This window comes from Citrobacter sp. CRE-46, from assembly GCF_059615875.1.
The window spans coordinates 4430886-4450611 of the sequence record NZ_CM184341.1 but is presented as its reverse complement, the minus strand read 5'-3'; the positions used below and the strand labels follow the sequence as shown (position 1 = coordinate 4450611).

Here is a 19726-nt window from a genome sequence, read left to right as displayed (position 1 = left end):
TGACAATAGCTTGCCATACCAGGTGAAAAATTCCATGGGGTGAATCATTTATCGGAATGAAAACGGCCAGTGCCGGATGGCGGCTGCGCCTTATCCGGCCTACAAGGAGCGGGATTTCCAGGCCCGGTCACATCGCGTCACCGGGCAATTCAGCAGGGGATTACTTCTTCAGTCCCGCAAACGCGGCTCTGATCTCATCTTCTGGCAGATTAATACCAATAAACACCAGCAGGCTGTGCGGCGTTTCGTCGCCCCACGGGCGGTCCCAGTCGGCGCTGTACAGGCGCTGGACGCCCTGGAACAGCAGGCGGTTTGGCTCGCCTTCAATCCACAGCATGCCTTTATAGCGCAGCAGCTTCTCGGCGGATTCCAGCAGCAGATTTTTCATTACGCGCGACACGTCGCTGATGTTCACCGGGTAATCCAGTTCGACGACGATCGAGGAAATATCGTTTTGCTTGTCAGCGATAAAGTGGAAGCGCGGTTTGGCGCTGACCACGTTCTCTTCCAGCATAAAACCGTTGGTGTCGAACAGCAGCGAAAGATCGATGTCGCCATGCGTCACGGTGTAAATCGGCGCACGGGCGTTGATGCGCGCCAGGCGCTCACGCAGTTTCTCGCTTTCACCTGCGACGTCGGTTTTGGTCAGCAGGATGCGGTCAGCATAGCCGACCTGCGACTGGGCGATGGTGAACTGGTTCATCTGTTCATCAGCATGCACCGCGTCAACCAGCGCAATCACGCCGTCCAGCAGGTAGCGTTCGCAAATCACTTCATGGGAGAAAAAGGTCTGGATAATCGGGCCGGGGTCGGCCATGCCGGTGCACTCGATCACCAGACGGTCAAAATTGATAGTGCCTTTGTCGAGGTTGTCGAGCAGGTCTAACAAGGCATCTTCCAGCTCACTGGAGCGGGTACAGCAAATGCAGCCGTTGGTCAGGGTCTTAATCTGCGTGGCGCGGTCGCCGATCAGCTGATCGTCCACTGAGACTTCGCCGAATTCATTTTCGATAACGGCAATCTTGTAACCGTGCTGCTCGTTGAGAATATGGCGTAGCAGGGTGGTTTTACCCGCGCCAAGAAAACCGGTGAGTAGGGTAACTGCAATCGGGGTCATTCACTTCTCCTTCTAACAGCAACTGCTTCCGCCGCTACCGTAGCGGGCTTCCTGGCGCTCGCGGAAGAATTCTTCGTAGGTCATGTACGGCTTATCGGGATGGTTGGTCTTCATGTGCTCGACGTAGTTGTCGTAGTCCGGAATGCCAATCAGCATCTTCGCCGCCTGACCGAGATATTTTTTTGCCTGACCTAAAGTACCAAACATAAAACGCCCCGGATATATGTTGAGCTCGTAGATGCAGGCTATTTCACTTGCCTCTTTGACCGCGGGCAGTGCTCGCAATCCTCACGTACTGCGTGTACGCTCCGGTTGCTGCGCGCTGTCCGCAGTCAAACTGACTGCGCCAATTACGCCTGCGGCACTAAGTGATCCCGGCCGGGAGCGCAGTGCGCCACCCGGCTTCAGTTTAGTGGTGTGACGAGGTCTTCACGCCGCCTTCCGGCACCGGTACATACGGCGTCTCTTTATCGGAGCGACCGTTGATGGCGCGGGCTTTCTGCCAGGTACGGAACCCGTAGAAAATGATGCTGTACACCACCACCAGGAACAGAATACTCAGACCTGCGTTGGTGTAGTTGTTGACGACGATATGGTTCATATTGGCAATCTGCTGAGCGGTCAGTTCGCCGCCGTTAGCAATCTTCTCTTTGTACTGATTCGCCATAAAGAAGAAGCCTTCCATCTGCGGGTTGGTGCTGAACAGTTTCAGACCCAGCGCCCAGGTGGTGCAGATCAGCAGCCATACTGCCGGAACCACGGTAACCCAGATGTATTTGGTGCGTTGCATTTTAACCAGCACCACGGTACCGAGAACCAGCGCCACGGCAGCCAGCATCTGGTTAGAGATACCAAACAGCGGCCACAGGCTCTTAACGCCGCCCAGCGGGTCAACCACGCCTTGATACAGCAGGTAACCCCACAGGCCTACGCAGCCTGCAGTACCGATGACACCCGCCACCAGAGAGTCGGTTTTCTTCAGGAACGGGACGAAGTTACCCAGTAAATCCTGCAGCATAAAGCGGCCAGAACGGGTACCGGCATCCAGTGCGGTCAGGATGAACAGTGCTTCAAACAGAATACCGAAGTGGTACCAGAAGCCCATATCAGCCATCGGCAGTACTTTGTGGAACACGTGAGCGATACCCACAGCCAGCGTCGGCGCGCCACCTGCGCGGTTCAGAACGGACGGTTCACCGATGTCTTTCGCGGTCTGCAGGATCTGCTCAGGCGAAATCACGAAGCCCCAGGAGCTGACGGTCGCCGCCGCATGTGCGGTGACATCTTTCAACTGCGCCATAATCAGTGGCGCGTTCTCACCGCTCATTTCATGCAGGTTCGGCATGGTGATGCCAAGGCCCGCAGGCGGGGTGTTCATCGCGAAGTACAGACCCGGTTCGATGATGGAGGCGGCAACCAGCGCCATAATCGCCACGAAGGATTCCATCAGCATTGCGCCATAGCCAATGAAACGCGCGTCGGTTTCACAAGCCAGCAGCTTCGGCGTGGTACCGGAAGCAATCAGCGCGTGGAAGCCAGATACCGCACCACAGGCGATGGTGATGAACAGGAACGGGAACAGTGCGCCTTTCCACAGTGGGCCAGTACCATCAACGTACTGCGTCATCGCCGGCATTTTCAGTTCCGGGTTGAGGATAACAATCCCCACCGCCAGGCCGACGATAACGCCGATTTTCAGGAAGGTCGCCAGATAGTCGCGCGGGGCGAGGATCAGCCATACCGGCAGCAGCGCAGAGATAAACGCGTAACCGATCAGGGTAAAGGTGATGGTGGTGTCTTTAAAGGTCAGCGCCGGGCCCCAGAACGGATCGTGCGCAATCACGCCGCCGAAGTAGATTGAAGCTACCAGCAGCACAATACCAATTACCGACACTTCGCCCACACGGCCTGGGCGCAGGAATCGCATGTAGATCCCCATAAACAGCGCAATCGGTACGGTTGAGCAAACGGTGAAGACACCCCACGGGCTTTCCGCCAGCGCTTTCACCACGATCAGCGCCAGTACCGCCAGGATGATGATCATGATTAAGAAGCAGCCGAACAGAGCAATGGTTCCCGGGATTGGACCCATCTCTTCTTTGATCATCTCGCCCAGAGATGCGCCGTTACGGCGGGAAGAGATAAACAGCACCATGAAGTCCTGTACCGCACCGGCCAGCACGACGCCTGCCAGCAGCCATAGCGTACCGGGCAGGTAGCCCATCTGCGCGGCCAGTACCGGTCCGACCAGCGGACCTGCACCGGCGATAGCGGCAAAGTGGTGCCCAAACAATACGTTACGGTTAGTAGGAACGTAGTTCAGACCATCATTGTTGATGACCGCTGGCGTAGCGCGCGTCGGGTCAAGTTTCATCACTTTCTGGGCGATGTACAGACTGTAGTAACGATAGGCCACCAGATAAACAGAAACTGAGGCCACCACGATCCACAGGGCACTAATGTGCTCACCCCGACGTAATGCCACTACCGAGAGGCAGAATGCACCGATGATTCCGAGAATCACCCAGGGTATGTGCTTGAATATCTTTTTCGTATCCATAGTAAAACCTGGTATCTAATTAATAATTGGCCGAAGCCGCGTGGGTTTGATCTTATGTTTGAGGAGGTAAATTGACTGCTATGTTGGAGGGATCTTGCCAGAGAATTACGCGCGTAAAGTAAGGTAAATAAGTGAGCGGTTGTATGTCAGCTTAAGCGGTCTCAAATGTCAGTGAGCGGTTAGCAATGAGGGTGAATGGGGGAGTTTATGTGATTGAGATCACGGCATTATAGTGTTCGCTTGCCTAAATGCCGTGTTTCCCCACTGACACAGTATCTGACTGAGATACTTAGATGACGATATAACAGTAAGGCGTTTGTTCGATGTCTCTTAACAACACATGTTTCTTACGTGATTTAGTCAGGTAATATTTTTCATCCAGATAGTGGTCAATAAGTTCATCGAGGCGCTCTTTGTCTATGCGGGGTGTTACCCCGAGCGTCCAGAAGCTACGCAGCTCTAATTCTGAACGTTTGATTTTGGCGCTTTTAACCAAATCCGCAATCATATTTCTGACGCAACTTGTCGGATCCTGGTTCTGCTTGAGTTCAAGTGCAATGTAGCTGTCCTGAGTCCAGCCTTTTTTCCGCAACAAGAAATCTGCACGTACAGACAAACGCTGTGGATTTTTCCGCAGATCGCAGGCGAGAGTTTGTTCACGCCACCATTCATGACCCGTCGAAGCCAAAAGATTGGCAAATTCTATCTGCATCCAGACTTCCCAACCGGAGATGTTGTACTGATCGATGATATTAAGTTTTTGGCGAATATCTTCACGTTCAAAAAAGTGGTGCGCGAGGGTGGATAGGTGATCAAAATCGCGATTCAACATACAAGCATCCTTTCCTTAAAAACGGGAATCCTACACCTAAGACGCAATGGAACGAGTAATTTTTTGCGTAATTTGTCATAGGGAACGAAATTTAATGCGGAAACGATAATTATGTAGCAATTGCTGGCACCATAAAGTTTTCTCTTTCCAGGCCGAAAACCAGAGTATCTGTCTAGCGGAAAGAGAAAACATGTTAAAACGAATGAAGATTGTTACCAGCTTACTGCTGGTATTGGCGCTATTTGGCCTTTTACAGCTCGCCTCAGGCGGCTTGTTTTTTAACTCACTGAAGAATGACAAAGAGAACTTTACCGTTCTGCAAACCATTCGCCAGCAGCAGTCTGCGCTGAACGCTACCTGGGTTGAGCTACTGCAAACGCGTAATACCCTGAACCGGGCGGGGATTCGCTACATGATGGATCAGAGCAACATCGGCAGCGGCGCGACCGTTGCAGAACTGATGCAGGTGGCGAGCAATGCCCTGAAGCTGACCGAAAAAAACTGGGCGATTTACGAGTCGCTTCCGCGCGATCCGCGTCAAAGCGAAGCCGCGTTCCAGGAGATCAACCGCACCTATGACATCTATCACGGCGCGCTGGCGGAGCTGATCCAGTTACTGGGTGAAGGCAAGATCAACGCGTTTTTTGATCAGCCGACTCAGAGCTATCAGGACGGTTTTGAGAAGCAGTACATGAGTTACATGCAGCAGAACGATCGCCTGTATGACATCGCGGTTGAGGACAATAACGCTTCCTATAGCCAGGCGATGTGGGTGCTGGTGTGTGTACTGATTACCGTGCTGGCCGCTATCGTTGCGGTGTGGTTTGGTATCAAACTGACGCTGATCTCTCCGATGAACCGCCTGATTGAAAGCATTCGTCATATCGCCAGCGGCGATTTGGTGAAGCGTATTGAGGTGGAAGGTTCCAACGAGATTGGACAGCTGGCGGAAAGCCTGCGTCACATGCAGGGTGAACTGATGAACACCGTGGGTGACGTGCGTAACGGCGCTAACGCGATTTACAGCGGCGCCAGCGAGATTGCGATGGGCAACAACGATCTCTCCTCGCGTACCGAGCAGCAGGCGGCTTCTCTGGAAGAAACGGCGGCCAGCATGGAACAGCTGACGGCGACCGTGAAGCAGAACGCCGAAAACGCGCGTCAGGCCAGCCATCTGGCGCTGAGCGCTTCAGAAACCGCGCAGAAAGGCGGTAAAGTGGTTGATAACGTGGTGCAAACCATGCGCGACATCGCTTCCAGTTCGCAGAAAATCGCCGATATTATCAGCGTTATCGACGGCATTGCCTTCCAGACCAATATTCTGGCGCTCAACGCCGCGGTAGAAGCCGCACGTGCGGGCGAGCAGGGGCGTGGTTTTGCGGTGGTTGCGGGTGAAGTGCGTAACCTGGCACAGCGTAGTGCGCAGGCCGCGCGCGAGATCAAGAGCCTGATTGAAGACTCGGTCAGCCGTGTGGATGTGGGGTCAACGCTGGTGGAAAGCGCTGGTGAAACCATGGATGAGATCGTCAATGCGGTAACCCGCGTGACCGATATCATGGGTGAAATTGCCTCCGCCTCTGATGAGCAGAGCCGCGGTATCGACCAGGTGGGTCTGGCCGTTGCAGAGATGGATCGCGTGACGCAGCAGAACGCCTCGCTGGTGGAAGAATCCGCTGCTGCCGCTGCGGCGCTGGAAGAGCAGGCCAGCCGTCTGACCCAGGCCGTAGCCGTGTTCCGTATTCAGCATGACCAGCAGCGCGCGCGCGACGTTGCCGCCGCTAAACCGGTTTCAACGGTCCAGCCGCGTAAAGCAGCGGTAACTGATGCCGGTGATAACTGGGAAACGTTCTAAGCCTGTGATGCCCGATAAGGCGTAGCCGCCATCGGGCAATCAACGCAGCATCAGGCGCATGGCGCAGCGTCGTTCGTACGTCTGCCCGTGCGCCACCTCTTCAGCTCTTTTTTCGCGCAATTCCGGCGAAAGCGTCTCGTCAGCCAGCATTTCAAAACCCAGCCTCGCATATAGCGGCGCATTCCACGGCACATCGCGGAAAGTGGTCAGCGTCAGTGACGTATAACCTTTCTCGCGAGCCTGCTCGGCAACATAGCCAATCAATCTGCGGCCAATTCCTTTTCCCTGCCACTCCAGATGCAGCGACAGTTCAGCAATAAACAGCGATGACCCCAGCGTTTCGGCTACCAAAAAACCGACCGGATGCTCATCGACCTGCGCCAGCCAGCTCATGCCAGCGGCAGCAAATGCCCGATGCTGAGCAGCCGATATAATCTGGTCGTCAGCAATCCACGCCAGGTCGGGGATGAGTAAAAAACGTTGCCCCGCAGATCGTTCGATGGCGGGAAGAGCGGCAGTTTCTGCCAGAGTCGTGGCGCGCAAGATAATGTTCATACGTGGAGCATAACATGCCCGATAAGCGCGGTGTTATCGGGCATCTGGAGGATTAATCTTTACGCGGATCGCTAATGGGCTGGCGCACCAGGATGATGTAGGCGAGGGCGCCCACCATGGTGACGCAACCGCAGATAATCAGCGCCAGGCGGAAAGAGTTAGTGGTATCCACAATAAAGCCGGTAACGATCGGCGCGAAGGACGCGCAGATAAAACTGGCAAAGTTCTGGATACTGCCTACGGAGGCGGTCATACGTGAGGCGACGGCGACGTGGATCAAGCCCCAGCAGGAGGTTCCGGCGAAGTGGATACAGAACAGCGCCATACCGATCAGTAACACCGCGGCCATTGACGTTGTCGCCTGCGGTACCACGAAGGTGAAGGCTGCAGAGCAGAACATCCCGGCGATAATACAAATCTTCCGGCTCTTAATCGGTGCCATACCGCCTTTCACCAGCCAGTCGGTGACAAAACCGTTAATCAGCATGCCAGCTGCGCCAAACAGGAACGGAATGGCCGCCATTAAGCCGGTGCTTTTTAAATCCAGGTTGTAGGAGGTCTGCAGGTAGCCCGGCAGCCAGGCCAGGTATAACCATGCGGTGTAGTTGATGCCGCTAAAGCCCAGCATCATGCCCCACATGGTACGGTTGCGAAACAGGCTGCGCCATTCGGCAAAGCTCAGCGGATCGCGGCGGGCATTGACGCTGCCGGCGTTCAGGTAAGCCTGTTCTGTGGCGCTCAGATCAATCTGCTCGCGGTTGCGATACAACATGTACCAGCCGATGGCGAGGAAAATGCCCAGCACGCCGATGGTAATAAACATCCAGCGCCAGCCCATAACCAGCATCATTGCAGCCAAAATCGGTGGACTAATGGCGACGCCGATGGTGGAGGCGGCGTTAAATAAACCCATGGGGCGGCCGCGCTCTTTGATGTTAAACCAGTCGTTGATGACTTTTACGCCGCACGGGTTCATGGGCGCTTCGCCGATCCCCATGCCAATACGCACCAGCACAAACTGAGTGAAGCTGTGTACCATCCCGGACAGCGCCTGAAACAGCGACCAGAAGAACATCCCGAGTCCTAACATAATGCGCGGGCCCTTGCGATCCAGCAGCGGGCCGCAGGGCAGTTGTGCAATACCGTAAGCGAGAGAGAAGACCGACAGCAGGACGCCGATTTGCGTGGCGCTCAGCCCCAGTTCTTCCCGAATTGTTAAGTTGGCGACTGATAATGAACTACGGTCGAGGTAATTAATCACCGCAGCAAAAAATAATAAAATCATTGCTGTGGTCTGAATACGTTTAATTCGGCTACTGCGTTGTACCATGCCCTCAGGCGGAACATTAATATCCGCTGATGACGACGTGTCAAACGAAGAACTCGGGTCGAGGGTAATATTATTTTTTTCCACGCCGGACTCCTGAACCTCAATAATTTATTTTCACACAGCAGTGGGCTGTGCAGTATTGAAAAAATACCAGTGATGAATCAATTTACTCATCACCGCTCACAAAAGTTTTTAATGCAGTCGACTTAGCGTGAGCATAGGCAAGAGGTATTTTTCAGGGGTTTATATTTTTATAAAATCGTGCTCCCGGTAATGGTTTGCTGTTTTTTATCGGTACTTAATGCGCGGCAGCGCTACTTTGATTGATGGAGCGGATCATCGATTGTTTGGCTGTATTCAAATGGTTACATAGCGCCAGGGTGGCATCCAGGTCGCTGCGGCAGATCAGCGCGCTGAGGATAGTCATATGCTCATCGATGGCAATGATATTGCGCTGTTTAAGATCGCTTTCATCCCACTGATAGTGGAAGTGGAAAATCACGGAGATGATTTCAAGTGATTGATTAAAAAATATATTGTCGGCAGCAGAGAGCAGTAAAGCATGAAACTCACGGTCTAACTGCGAGAACATACGAAAGCTGCTGCCGATGCTGTCGCGCAGGATGCGATGGCGCTCCAACAGCGTTTTGGCCTGCAGCCAGCGCGGGTCATCATCGGGCAGATTGAGGAAATGCTGTAAAGAATGGGTCTCAAGCATTTCTCTGAGTTCAAACAGCTGTTCCGCATAGGCCTGATCGAACTGCTTCATGCTCCACTGACCGCGTTTTTCGTTTTTAATCAGGTTGTAACGTTCGAATTTTAAAAGATATTCCCGCACAACTACCGGACTGACGCCTGCGGCTCTGGCAAGCTGCAGTTCGGAGAAACTCTCGCCTGCGCGCAACTGGCGCTGGTTGATCATGGTGAAAAAAGCCTGCTCGAAGATCCGGTTTTGCTCGGTCATGGAGGCGGTGGTGCAGGCAAAACCGTCGTCATGGTCAGGTTTACGCACGATGACATAGTGGCTGCCGACCTGCGTCAGTACGCCGCATTCGCTTAAATGGTTCAGCATATGGCGCACGGTGGTGCGACTGATGTTGTACATCTCGGCCAGCGCGCTTTGCGACGGAAGTGGGGAAGGGATATGACCACGCGCCATATCATCGATTATTTGGTTAATCACATTGTGGCGTAAGTTCTGTGAACGGCTCATGGCGTCTCCTTTTTCGCTATTAAAACCCGATTTAAAACATTTTTATGCGCTGAGATTCACAGATTACGTTTCCGCTTTCTCCGGTTTTTTTATTTTCGTCGATATCTGAGGCAACAAAAAAACAGGAGAGCAGAATCATGTCTACGATGAATACGTTGATTTGCCAGGAACCTAAAAAATTAGTCTGGAAAGAGCGTGAAATACCTGTTCCGGGTGAGGGTGAGGCATTAATAAAAATTAAGTCGGTGGGGATTTGTGGCACCGATATTCATGCCTGGGGCGGCAATCAACCTTTTTTCAGCTATCCACGTGTATTAGGCCATGAAATATGTGGGGAAATTGTCGGGCTGGGTAAAAATATACAAAATCTGAAAAATGGCCAGCAGGTGGCGGTTATTCCTTACGTGGCCTGTCAGCAGTGTCCGGCATGCCAGAGCGGGCGCACCAACTGCTGCGAGAATATTTCAGTGATTGGCGTGCACCAGGATGGCGGCTTCAGCGAATACTTGTCCGTGCCGGTGACCAACCTGCTGGATGCGCAGGGCATTGACCCGCAGGCGGCGGCGTTGATTGAGCCTTATGCCATCAGCGCACATGCGGTACGTCGGGCGGCGGTAGCGCCGGGTGAGCAGGTGCTGGTGGTCGGTGCCGGTCCGATTGGTCTGGGCGCGGCGGCGATTGCCAAAGCCGATGGCGCGCAAGTGGTGGTGGCGGATACCAGCCCCGCGCGCCGGGAGCATGTGGTTTCCCGACTGGATCTTCCGGTTATCGATCCGTCTGCTGAAGATTTTGATGCGCAATTGCGCGCTCAGTTTGGCGGCTCGCTGGCGCAAAAGGTCATTGATGCCACGGGGAATCAGCATGCGATGAACAACACGGTGAATTTGATTCGCCATGGCGGCAGCATCGTTTTCGTTGGGCTGTTTAAAGGCGATTTACAGTTCTCCGATCCTGAGTTCCACAAGAAAGAGACCACCATGATGGGCAGTCGCAACGCGACCCCGGAAGATTTTGCCAAGGTGGGCCGCCTGATGTCGGCAGGCAAACTGACCGCCGACATGATGCTCACGCACCGTTACGCGTTTGCCCAACTTGCAGAGATCTACGAGCGGGACGTGATTAACAACCGGGAACTGATTAAAGGCGTGATCACGTTCTGAGAGGATAAGTGTGATGAAAACATTGAATCGACGTGATTTTCCGGGGGCCAGCTACCCAACGCGCGTAATCCAGTTTGGTGAAGGTAATTTTCTGCGGGCGTTTGTCGACTGGCAACTGGATATCCTTAATGAGAAAACGGATCTCAATGCTGGCGTGACCATCGTTCGCCCGATTAATACCGATTTTCCGCCGTCGCTGAATGCTCAGGATGGGTTATATACCACGCTTATTCGTGGGTTGAACGAGCAGGGCGAGGCGGTAAGCGAGGCGCGGCTGATTCGTTCGGTGAATAACGAAATCAACCCGTACAAGGATTTCGCGGCGTATCTGACGCTGGCGCACAATGCGGACATCCGCTTTGTGTTTTCGAACACCACTGAAGCCGGGATTAGCTATCACGCGGCGGACCGTGTGGATGATGCCCCGCCGGTGAGTTTTCCGGCCAAACTGACGCGACTGCTGCTGGAGCGCTTTAACCATTTTGCGGGGGCGGTGGATAAGGGCTGGGTGATTATTCCTTGCGAACTGATCGACTATAACGGCGATGCGCTTAAAACGCTGGTGCTGCAGTATGCGCAGGACTGGCAGCTTCCTGCGGCGTTTGCCGATTGGGTGGAAACGGCGAATACCTTCTGTTCCACGCTGGTTGACCGCATTGTTACCGGCTACCCGCGCGAAGAAGCCGCCGCGCTGGAAGCTACGCTTGGCTATCACGATGCATTTCTCGATACCGCGGAACACTTTTATCTGTTCGTGATTCAGGGACCTGTATGGCTGGCTGAAGAGTTAAAGCTGGCGCAATGCCCTCTGAATATCCGAGTAGTAAACGATATTAAGCCGTACAAGGAACGTAAGGTCGCGATTCTGAACGGCGCGCATACGGCGCTGGTGCCGGTTGCCTGGCTGTGCGGGCTGGATACCGTTGGCGAAGCGATGCAGGATGCCGATGTCCGCCGTTTTGTCGAGCGGGCGATTAGCGAGGAAATTATACCGGTATTGGATCTCGACGCCGATGAACTGCGCGAATTTGCCGGTGCGGTGAGCGGGCGTTTTCAGAACCCCTACATTCGCCATCAGTTACTTTCCATCGCGCTTAACGGCATGACCAAATTCCGCACCCGTATATTGCCGCAGCTGCTGGCGGGCCAGCAAAATGGATGTTGGCCTGTGCGCTTAACCTTCGCTCTGGCCGCGCTGTTGGCGTTTTATCGCGGTGAACGGGCCGGGGAAGGCTATCCATTGCAGGATGACGAGCAGTGGATAAATCTGTATGCCAGCCTGTGGCCGCAAGTTGGCAATGATTTAACGCTGCGGGAACTGGTGAATGCCGTGCTCGGCGAGGCCGCGCACTGGGGTGAAGATTTAACGTTATTGCCAGGTCTTGCTGAGCAGGTGACAGCCAATCTGGAAATGATTCTGGTACAAGGTATGCGTCAGGCGGTGAACTGTCTGGAATAAGGTTGCCATGCAGCGCCCGGAGTGGTGTTGGGCGCTGTTTTTTTATCAGGCAAGATCACAAAACAGGAATAAAGCGGCATCTGGCGCGTCAATGAGGGATTGTTTAGCGGCATCATTATTGCCACGGTAACAATCATGAGAGAGTACGATGCGCAAAGATGCCCTGCTGGCTTTTCTGACTAATCAGACCGATTTTTTCGATCCTGAGCATATCAGCGAAGTCTTTACCGCGCGCTATCTGGCGCAGCGTTTCAACATGCAGCGCAATACCGCCAGCCATTATCTGAACCAGCTGGTTGCACAGGGGATTCTGGTTAAAATCAACACCCGTCCCGTTTATTTCTTGCATAAACAAGCATTTGCTCAGCAATTTTTTGCCCTGTCGTGTAATGAATATGCCAGCGTGGCAGAGCTGTTGGCGCAAGGGGAGGAGGAGGACCAGTCGGGGGATCACTTTTCTCTGCTGATTGGCCACAACGAAAGCCTGAAAAAACCAATAGAGCAACTGAAGACCGCGTTGTTCTACCCTGAAGGCGGGCTGCCGCTGTTGATTACCGGGGAGAGCGGCACGGGGAAGAGCTATCTCGCGCAGTTGATGCATGAGTACGCCATCGCGCAGGAACTGATCGCCCCGGATGCCCCTTTTATCACTTTTAACTGTGCGCAATATGCCAGCAATCCGGAACTGCTCGCCGCGAACCTGTTCGGCTATGTGAAGGGAGCCTTCACCGGAGCGCTGACCGACAAAGCCGGCGCATTTGAGGCGGCGCACGGCGGGATGCTATTTCTCGATGAGGTGCACCGGCTGAACACCGACGGTCAGGAAAAACTGTTCACCTGGCTCGATCGCGGCGAGATCTACCGGGTGGGCGAGACGGCGCAAGGGCATCCGGTGTCCGTCCGGCTGGTGTTTGCCACCACCGAAGAGCTGCATAGTACGTTTCTGACCACTTTCTTACGCAGGATCCCGATCCAGGTCAGTCTGCCGGATCTTCAGCAGCGCAGCCGTCAGGAAAAAGAAGCGTTGATCCTGCTGTTCTTCTGGTCAGAGGCGAAGACTTTATCAGCCACGTTGACGCTTAAGCCTCGCCTGTTGCAAATCCTCAATCAGTATGTCTATCGCGGTAACGTCGGCGAACTGAAAAATGCGGTGAAGTATGCGGTGGCGACCGCATGGGCGAAAAATCCGGGGCGGGAGTCGGTCACCGTGTCGTTGCACGATCTGCCCGATGCCATGCTGACTGCGCTGCCGTCGCTGAATGAGCCGATTACAGAGGAAGAACCGGTCACCGTTACACCGCAGAGCAACCTGCTCTGGCTGCTGCGCGCACGTGATGAAACACAGGGCATGATCCACGACACTCAGTGTCTGGTGCTGGCGCTGTACGAGTCCGTTCGCTGTGCAAAGGAGAGCTGGGCGACGGTACAAAAGCGCATGGGGGATGAGATCGAAACGCTGTTTGATCGGCTAATCTTCAGCGGCGACGATCGTTCCCACTCCCAGCGGTTGTTGCTGATCACCAGTCAGGTAAGAGAGGAGTTCTGGCGGCTGGAAAAACGCTTCAATATGCAGCTCAATGGCAACTGCATTTACGCGCTCAGCCACTATTTGATCCACCGCGCCACGCTGGCTCCCTCGCGTCTGAACAGCGAACAGGTTCGCCAGTTGGATGGCTTTCTCGCCCAAAAATTTCCGCTACTGTATAGCTTCTGCCAGCAGATTCTGGACACGCTCACTCAGAAGCTGGATCTGGAGCCGCGGCGGATCGATGTTTTGCTACTGGTGCTCTGGCTGCATAAGCAAGGGGTAACCAGCCAAAAACAGGTCACTCATGCCGTGATCCTCGCACATGGTTACGCCACTGCCAGCAGTATTGCCAACGTGGCGAACCGGCTGTTAAAAAATAATATTTTTGAGTCGTTCGATATGCCGCTGGATGTCACGCCAGAAGCGATTGCTCAGCAGGTGATGCGTTATCTGGAAAGTCACCCGCTGGCATCAGGATTAATGATCCTCGTGGATATGGGCTCGCTGAAGGCCATACATCAACACTTCGACAAAGCAATCTCAACGCCGGTGACCATCGTCAATAACGTCTCAACCAGCATGGCGCTGTATGTGGGCGAGCGCATTTTACAGGGACATTTTATTGAGGACATTGCCCGCGATATTGCTCAGGATTTACCGGTGGAGCATCAGCTTTATTGGCCGAAAAGCAGCAAACCTAAAGCTATTCTGACTACCTGCGCCACCGGAATTGGCGTGGCGACCAACCTTTGTTCACTGCTGCAGGCCAGTATACCGGAGGCTCTGGGAATTGAAGTGGTGGCCTGCGACTATGCCATGCTGGCGCACAATAAACAGCTGGAACCGGTGTTTAGCCGTTATGACGTGTTGGCGATAGTCGGCACGTTAGATCCGCAAATCCGCAGCCTTCCCTGGATCTCGCTGGATTCCCTGATTTCAGGGGAGGGGAATCAGCAGTTGAGGACGCTGTTTGGCGCGTTAACCACGCCTGAGCAGGTGACGGAAATTAATAATCTCATCCTGAAAAACTTCTCGCTCAGAAGGGTGATCGAGTCAGTCACCATTCTGGATACCGGAAAAGTGATTAATCACGTTGAACAGTTTCTGCTGCGCTATGAGCAACTGGCGGGGCAGATTGTTTCTAACGAGCGCAAGGTTGCGCTGTACGTGCACATCAGTTGTCTGATTGAGCGTTTGATCCGCAATGCGGGGATTACCGCCCACAGCGGGCACCAGTGTCCGGAACACGAGCTGAATATGCTGCGCGAGGCGTTTAGTGTCATTGAGAGTAACTACAGTGTCAAAATCCCCGGCGCAGAGCTTTGCTATATCCATAATATTCTGACCTTCGACACAGAATATATCGAGCAAGATCAACAGTTTTAATCTCTTTATCCCACTCTCATTCTTTTCCCGGCGGCGGGCCACTGTTTCTGGCACGCCGCTTGCTCTGTTAACAGCAGTGGAATCTGTTTTCAGAGGTAAGGATGAAGAGACAGTATATTTTTGCCAGTCACGGCACGCTTGCCAGCGGCGTTTTAAATTCCGTTGAACTGATTTTAGGTAAACGCAATAACGTGCTAACGCTGTGCGCTTATGTTGAAGAAGGTGTGGATTTAAGCCAACAGGTTGATGCGCTGATGGCGCAGATTCCGCAGGACGCTGAGGTGATCGCTCTGACCGATATCTTCGCGGGAAGCGTCAACAATGAGTTCGTGCGCTATTTATCACGCGATCATTTTCACCTGCTGGCCGGAATAAATCTGCCATTGGTGATTGACCTGTTTATGTCGGAAGAGGAGGGCAATGCCGCACAGGTCATTTCCGCCGCGCTGATGAACTCAAAAGAAAATATTCAGTATTGCAATCAGACCATCACCAGCGCCATGCACGGCGATAAAGACTTTTAAGGGGAGGGAGAATCATGATTGTATTTCTTCGCGTGGATCATCGCTTATTACACGGTCAGGTGGCGTTTTCATGGACGCAATATGTTGACGCTGATTGCATCCTTATTGCTAATGACAGCGTACCCAACGATGAATTACGTAAAACGACCATAAAAATGGCTAAGCCACCGGCGGTTAAATTAGTCATTAAAAATATTAACGATGCGATTGAAGCTATTAAGAGCGGCGTTACTGATAAATATAAGCTGTTTATTGTCGTGGAGTCGGTCACCGACGCCTGGCGTCTGGCACGTGAGTTGCCCGAAATAAAAAGCATCAATCTCGGCGGCACCAAAGTCCGTGAGGGAAGCCAGAATATTTCCAAAGCGATCAATCTATTACCGGAAGAAGTGGCCCAACTTCAGGAGCTGGTGGCTGCCGGCGTTGAGGTTGAGATTCGGCTGGTGCCCAACGATCGCAAACAACGCTTTGCCTGAACGGATTACTTCCTGAGGATACATTATGGTAGAGGCACTTTTACTCGGTCTGGTGGCGTTTATCGCGCAGTCTGAATATGCGCTGGGAACCTCGTTGATCTCCAGACCTATCGTGACGGGACTACTGACGGGACTGGTATTGGGGGATATGGAAACTGGTATTGTGATGGGGGCGACGCTTGAACTGGCGTTTATTGGTTCGTTCTCGGTGGGAGCATCGCTGCCGCCGGACGTGGTAACCGGCGGTATTTTGGGCGTTGCTTTTGCGATTAACTCAGGAGCGGGCGCAGAGACCGCATTGTTGCTGGGTCTGCCCATCGCCACGTTGGCGCTTATCGTAAAAAATATCTATAACGGGATGTTCATCCCGCTGCTTTGTCATAAAGCCGATGCGTACGCTGAAGTGGGAAATACCCGCGGTATTGAACGGATGCACTTAATTTCCGGAATTGGGCTTTCGCTGACGTTGGGAATTATTGTCACCGTCTCTTATCTCGCCGGTGTGAATGTGGTGAAAGGTTTTCTCGATGCCATTCCGGAATTTATTAAGCATGGTTTAAGCGTTGCCACCGGGATTATTCCGGCGCTTGGTTTCGCCATGCTGGCACGTTTGTTAATTAACAAAAAAGTAGCCCCTTATTTTTTTCTCGGTTTTGTATTAATGGCGTATTTGAAAATACCGGTCACGGGTATCGCGATTCTCGGCGCGATTGTCGCCGTGGTGATGGTGAATATGCCGAAAATAAATCAATCTCAGACTGCACCCGCACAAGGAGCGCCTCATGACGATGAAGATGATTTCTGAAGACGATCGCCAGCAGGTGGACACCGCAGGAGAAGTGACCGCACGCGATCTCCGCCGTGTTTTCTGGCGCTCCTTCATGATGGAGTTTTCCTGGAACTATGAACGACAGATGAACCTGGCGTTTGCGTATACGCTTATTCCGGTACTGAAAAAGCTCTATACCCGCAAAGAGGATTTGGCGCAGGCGCTGAAACGCCACCTCGCTTTCTTTAATACCACGCCGCATATCGTCACTCTGATCCTTGGGATCACCGTGGCTATGGAGGAGAAAAACAGTCAGCAGAAAGGTATGGATGCGACATCCATTGATAACGTTAAGGCATCGCTGATGGGGCCGTTGGCAGGAATTGGCGACTCCTTTTTCTGGGGAACGCTGCGCCTGATTGCCACCGGTATCGGCACCAGCCTGGCGCTAAAAGGCAATATCCTGGGCCCTATTCTGTTCCTGCTGGTCTTCAATGTGCCGCATATTCTGGTGCGCTGGCTGTTTACACGCTGGGGATATGTGCTGGGCACCGGCGTGCTGCAGAGAATACAGCAAAGCGGCATGATGGAGAGCCTGACTTACGGTGCTTCGATTATTGGCCTGATGGTAGTGGGTGCCATGACGGCGTCGATGATTGATATCACGATCCCCATCACCTTTGGTACGGGTGAGGCGAAAACCCATGTGCAGGACATTATCAACGACATTATGCCCTGCCTGTTACCACTGGTGAGCTTTGCCATCGTTTACTGGCTACTTGGCAAGAAGGTTAAGCCATTAACTATTATTGGCGGTATCGCATTGGTCGGTATTTTGGGTTCCTGGATTGGTCTTTTTTAAGAGGGAAAAATGATGTCACCAACCATGCTGACGTATATCAATGAAGAGTCTGCAACGCTGGTCCGCATCCTGCGCGAATATCGTCAAACGCTGGCCGATATTTCCGACTTTGCGCACCACCGCAAAATAGAACGAATCACGATACTGGCTACCGGTTCGTCATTAAATGCGGCATATTGCGCCCGTTATTTTTTCGAAAAGTTCGCGATAAATATCGATATTAAAGAGCCGTACACCTTTACCCATTATGAGAATCTCGACCCGCAGGCTGACATGGTGATTGCGATTTCACAAAGCGGTAAAAGCGCCTCCACGCTGGATGCCATGCGGAAGGTGCAAGCGCAGGGGATTCCGGTTTTTGCACTGACCTCCGATCGGCAGAGCCCTGTTGGGCTGGCCTGTGACTATCCGCTGGATATTCTTACCGGCATTGAGAAGGTCGGATTTGTTACCCGCGGATTCAGCGCCACCGTGCTTAATTTGCTGCTGGTGGCACTACTGCTGGCCCGCCAGCAACAGCGCCTGGATGAGCGCGAAATGGTGGATTATCTGGCGCAGCTTGAGCGCATCGCGGTGGAGATTCCTGACGCGATCGCGCGCACTGAAGCATTTATTCATACGCATCAAACCATATTGCAACAGGGAAAACGGTTTGTCGCCATCGGCTATGGCGCGCTGGTGGGGGTGGCAAAAGAGTTTGAAACCAAGTTCACCGAGACGGTGCGTGTGCCGTCTGCCGGATTTGAGCTTGAGGCATACATGCATGGGCCTTATCTGGAGGCCAATGCGGAGCACGTGATGTTCTTCTTTGACGACGCTAGCGACGAGCGCTCCCGGGCGCTGCGTGGCTATATGTCGCCGGCGGTGGAGCGAGCCTTTAGGGTGACTCTGGCGGCACAGGCGCAGGATGACGAGACATTGGCTCTTGGTGTGGATGTGGATCATTTTTTATCGCCGCTGTTACTCATTGTGCCGGTACAACTGCTGGCTTTCTATATTGCATCGCTGAAAGGCATCGACCTTTCTGTGCGTATTTTTGACGATTTCGATCGCGTATTAAAAAGTAAAATCTAATTTATCAGGAGAGAAAATATGTTGGGTTTTAATCAGGACGAGTACCTGACGAGTGCTCGTGAGATAATTGCTGCGCGCAAAAAAACAGAACAGGTGGCGGATGATATTCATCAGTCGGGCTTCAGTTCTTTATTTTTTGCCTCCGTAGGGGGCTCATTAGCGCCCATGATGGCCATAAATGAATTCGCCAAAGAATTAACCGGTCTGCCGGTTTATATCGAACAGGCGGCAGAATTAATTCATAAAGGTAATAAACGGCTAAATAAAGATTCGGTGGTAGTGACGCTATCGAAATCAGGCGATACCAAAGAATCGGTCGCTATCGCTGAGTGGTGTAAAGCGCAGGGCATTCGCGTGGTGGCAATTACCAAAAACGCCGACTCACCGCTGGCGCAGGCGGCAACATGGCATATTCCGATGCGCCACAAAAATGGCGTGGAATATGAGTATATGCTGCTGTATTGGCTGTTCTTCAGCGTTCTCTCTCATCATGGTGACTTTGCGGATTACGAGCGGTTTGCCAGCCAGCTGGAGACATTGCCTGAGCACCTGCTGCAGGCGAAGCAGATCTTTGATCCGCAGGCGGACCAGATCGCCAGTCGTTACCATCGCAGTGACTATATGATGTGGGTCGGCGGAGCAGAGATGTGGGGTGAGGTCTATCTGTTCTCGATGTGTATTCTGGAAGAGATGCAGTGGAAACGCACCCGGCCAGTGACCTCAGCGGAGTTCTTTCACGGCGCGCTGGAACTGCTGGAGAAAGATGTACCGCTGCTGCTGGTGAAAGGGGAGGGGAAATGTCGGGCGCTTGATGAACGCGTGGAGCGTTTTGCCGCGCAGATCACCGATAATCTGGTGGTGATCGATCCGGCACATTACCCGATGCCGGGCATCGACGACGCTTTCCGCTGGATAATGGCGCCTTGCCTGGTCTCGACGCTGCTGGTTGATCGCCTCGCGGCGCACTTTGAGCACTATACGGGCCACAGCCTGGACATCCGCCGTTACTACCGCCAGTTTGAGTACTAA

At 53.2% G+C, this 19726-nt stretch carries 17 protein-coding genes; 10 read left to right on the top strand and 7 right to left on the bottom strand.

The window, feature by feature from the left end:
- Window positions 1–160 precede the first annotated feature (160 nt).
- The 4 genes from yjiA to AC534G_RS21650 all read right to left on the bottom strand — a co-directional run bounded on the left by yjiA (window position 161) and on the right by AC534G_RS21650 (window position 4509).
- Window positions 161–1117, bottom strand: a complete 957-nt coding sequence (gene yjiA / locus AC534G_RS21665; protein WP_110496103.1) for a GTPase — start codon at window positions 1115–1117, stop codon at window positions 161–163.
- Between the two features lie 12 nt (window positions 1118–1129).
- A complete protein-coding gene (locus AC534G_RS21660) occupies window positions 1130–1324 on the bottom strand; it encodes a YbdD/YjiX family protein (protein ID WP_003830038.1) in 195 nt (64 codons plus the stop codon).
- Window positions 1325–1526: 202 nt separating this feature from the next.
- The gene (gene btsT, locus AC534G_RS21655; RefSeq protein WP_038636946.1) at window positions 1527–3677 is read right to left on the bottom strand and encodes a pyruvate/proton symporter BtsT; all 2151 of its coding nucleotides are present in this window, start codon (window positions 3675–3677) and stop codon (window positions 1527–1529) included.
- A 289-nt stretch (window positions 3678–3966) separates the two neighbouring features.
- Window positions 3967–4509, bottom strand: a complete 543-nt coding sequence (locus AC534G_RS21650) for a hypothetical protein (RefSeq protein ID WP_069324113.1) — start codon at window positions 4507–4509, stop codon at window positions 3967–3969.
- Window positions 4510–4699: 190 nt separating this feature from the next.
- On the opposite strand from AC534G_RS21650, the gene tsr reads away from it, so the two are divergent.
- Window positions 4700–6361 carry a methyl-accepting chemotaxis protein gene (gene tsr / locus AC534G_RS21645; protein ID WP_038636951.1) on the top strand — a complete coding sequence of 554 codons (1662 nt, stop codon included), beginning with the start codon at window positions 4700–4702 and terminating at the stop codon, window positions 6359–6361.
- A 39-nt stretch (window positions 6362–6400) separates the two neighbouring features.
- On the opposite strand, the gene AC534G_RS21640 is transcribed toward tsr, so the two are convergent.
- The 3 genes from AC534G_RS21640 to AC534G_RS21630 all read right to left on the bottom strand — a co-directional run bounded on the left by AC534G_RS21640 (window position 6401) and on the right by AC534G_RS21630 (window position 9459).
- On the bottom strand, window positions 6401–6916 hold the full coding sequence (locus AC534G_RS21640; protein ID WP_085048366.1) for a GNAT family N-acetyltransferase: 516 nt from the start codon (window positions 6914–6916) through the stop codon (window positions 6401–6403).
- Window positions 6917–6968: 52 nt separating this feature from the next.
- Window positions 6969–8330, bottom strand: a complete 1362-nt coding sequence (locus AC534G_RS21635; protein WP_087857417.1) for an MFS transporter — start codon at window positions 8328–8330, stop codon at window positions 6969–6971.
- A gap of 214 nt (window positions 8331–8544) precedes the next feature.
- Window positions 8545–9459 carry a GntR family transcriptional regulator gene (locus AC534G_RS21630; RefSeq protein ID WP_110496101.1) on the bottom strand — a complete coding sequence of 305 codons (915 nt, stop codon included), beginning with the start codon at window positions 9457–9459 and terminating at the stop codon, window positions 8545–8547.
- 137 nt (window positions 9460–9596) lie between these two features.
- Between AC534G_RS21630 and AC534G_RS21625 the strand changes: the two genes are divergently transcribed.
- The 9 genes from AC534G_RS21625 to AC534G_RS21585 all read left to right on the top strand — a co-directional run bounded on the left by AC534G_RS21625 (window position 9597) and on the right by AC534G_RS21585 (window position 19726).
- Window positions 9597–10619 carry a zinc-binding alcohol dehydrogenase family protein gene (locus tag AC534G_RS21625; protein ID WP_069324110.1) on the top strand — a complete coding sequence of 341 codons (1023 nt, stop codon included), beginning with the start codon at window positions 9597–9599 and terminating at the stop codon, window positions 10617–10619.
- A gap of 13 nt (window positions 10620–10632) precedes the next feature.
- A complete protein-coding gene (locus AC534G_RS21620) occupies window positions 10633–12078 on the top strand; it encodes a tagaturonate reductase (protein WP_110496100.1) in 1446 nt (481 codons plus the stop codon).
- A gap of 148 nt (window positions 12079–12226) precedes the next feature.
- Window positions 12227–14992: a sigma-54-dependent transcriptional regulator gene (locus tag AC534G_RS21615; protein ID WP_110496099.1), complete on the top strand. Its 2766-nt coding sequence runs from the start codon at window positions 12227–12229 to the stop codon at window positions 14990–14992.
- A gap of 101 nt (window positions 14993–15093) precedes the next feature.
- Window positions 15094–15516 carry a PTS sugar transporter subunit IIA gene (locus AC534G_RS21610; RefSeq protein ID WP_038636967.1) on the top strand — a complete coding sequence of 141 codons (423 nt, stop codon included), beginning with the start codon at window positions 15094–15096 and terminating at the stop codon, window positions 15514–15516.
- Between the two features lie 14 nt (window positions 15517–15530).
- Complete coding sequence (locus AC534G_RS21605; RefSeq protein WP_038636968.1) at window positions 15531–15992, top strand: PTS sugar transporter subunit IIB; 462 nt, start codon at window positions 15531–15533, stop codon at window positions 15990–15992.
- 25 nt (window positions 15993–16017) lie between these two features.
- Window positions 16018–16797, top strand: a complete 780-nt coding sequence (locus AC534G_RS21600; RefSeq protein WP_006686564.1) for a PTS mannose/fructose/sorbose/N-acetylgalactosamine transporter subunit IIC — start codon at window positions 16018–16020, stop codon at window positions 16795–16797.
- On the top strand, window positions 16775–17623 hold the full coding sequence (locus AC534G_RS21595) for a PTS system mannose/fructose/sorbose family transporter subunit IID (protein WP_038636969.1): 849 nt from the start codon (window positions 16775–16777) through the stop codon (window positions 17621–17623). The genes AC534G_RS21600 and AC534G_RS21595 overlap by 23 nt, the downstream gene beginning before the upstream one ends.
- Before the next feature lie 12 nt (window positions 17624–17635).
- Window positions 17636–18697: an SIS domain-containing protein gene (locus tag AC534G_RS21590; protein WP_110496098.1), complete on the top strand. Its 1062-nt coding sequence runs from the start codon at window positions 17636–17638 to the stop codon at window positions 18695–18697.
- Window positions 18698–18715: 18 nt separating this feature from the next.
- The gene (locus tag AC534G_RS21585; protein WP_110496097.1) at window positions 18716–19726 is read left to right on the top strand and encodes an SIS domain-containing protein; all 1011 of its coding nucleotides are present in this window, start codon (window positions 18716–18718) and stop codon (window positions 19724–19726) included.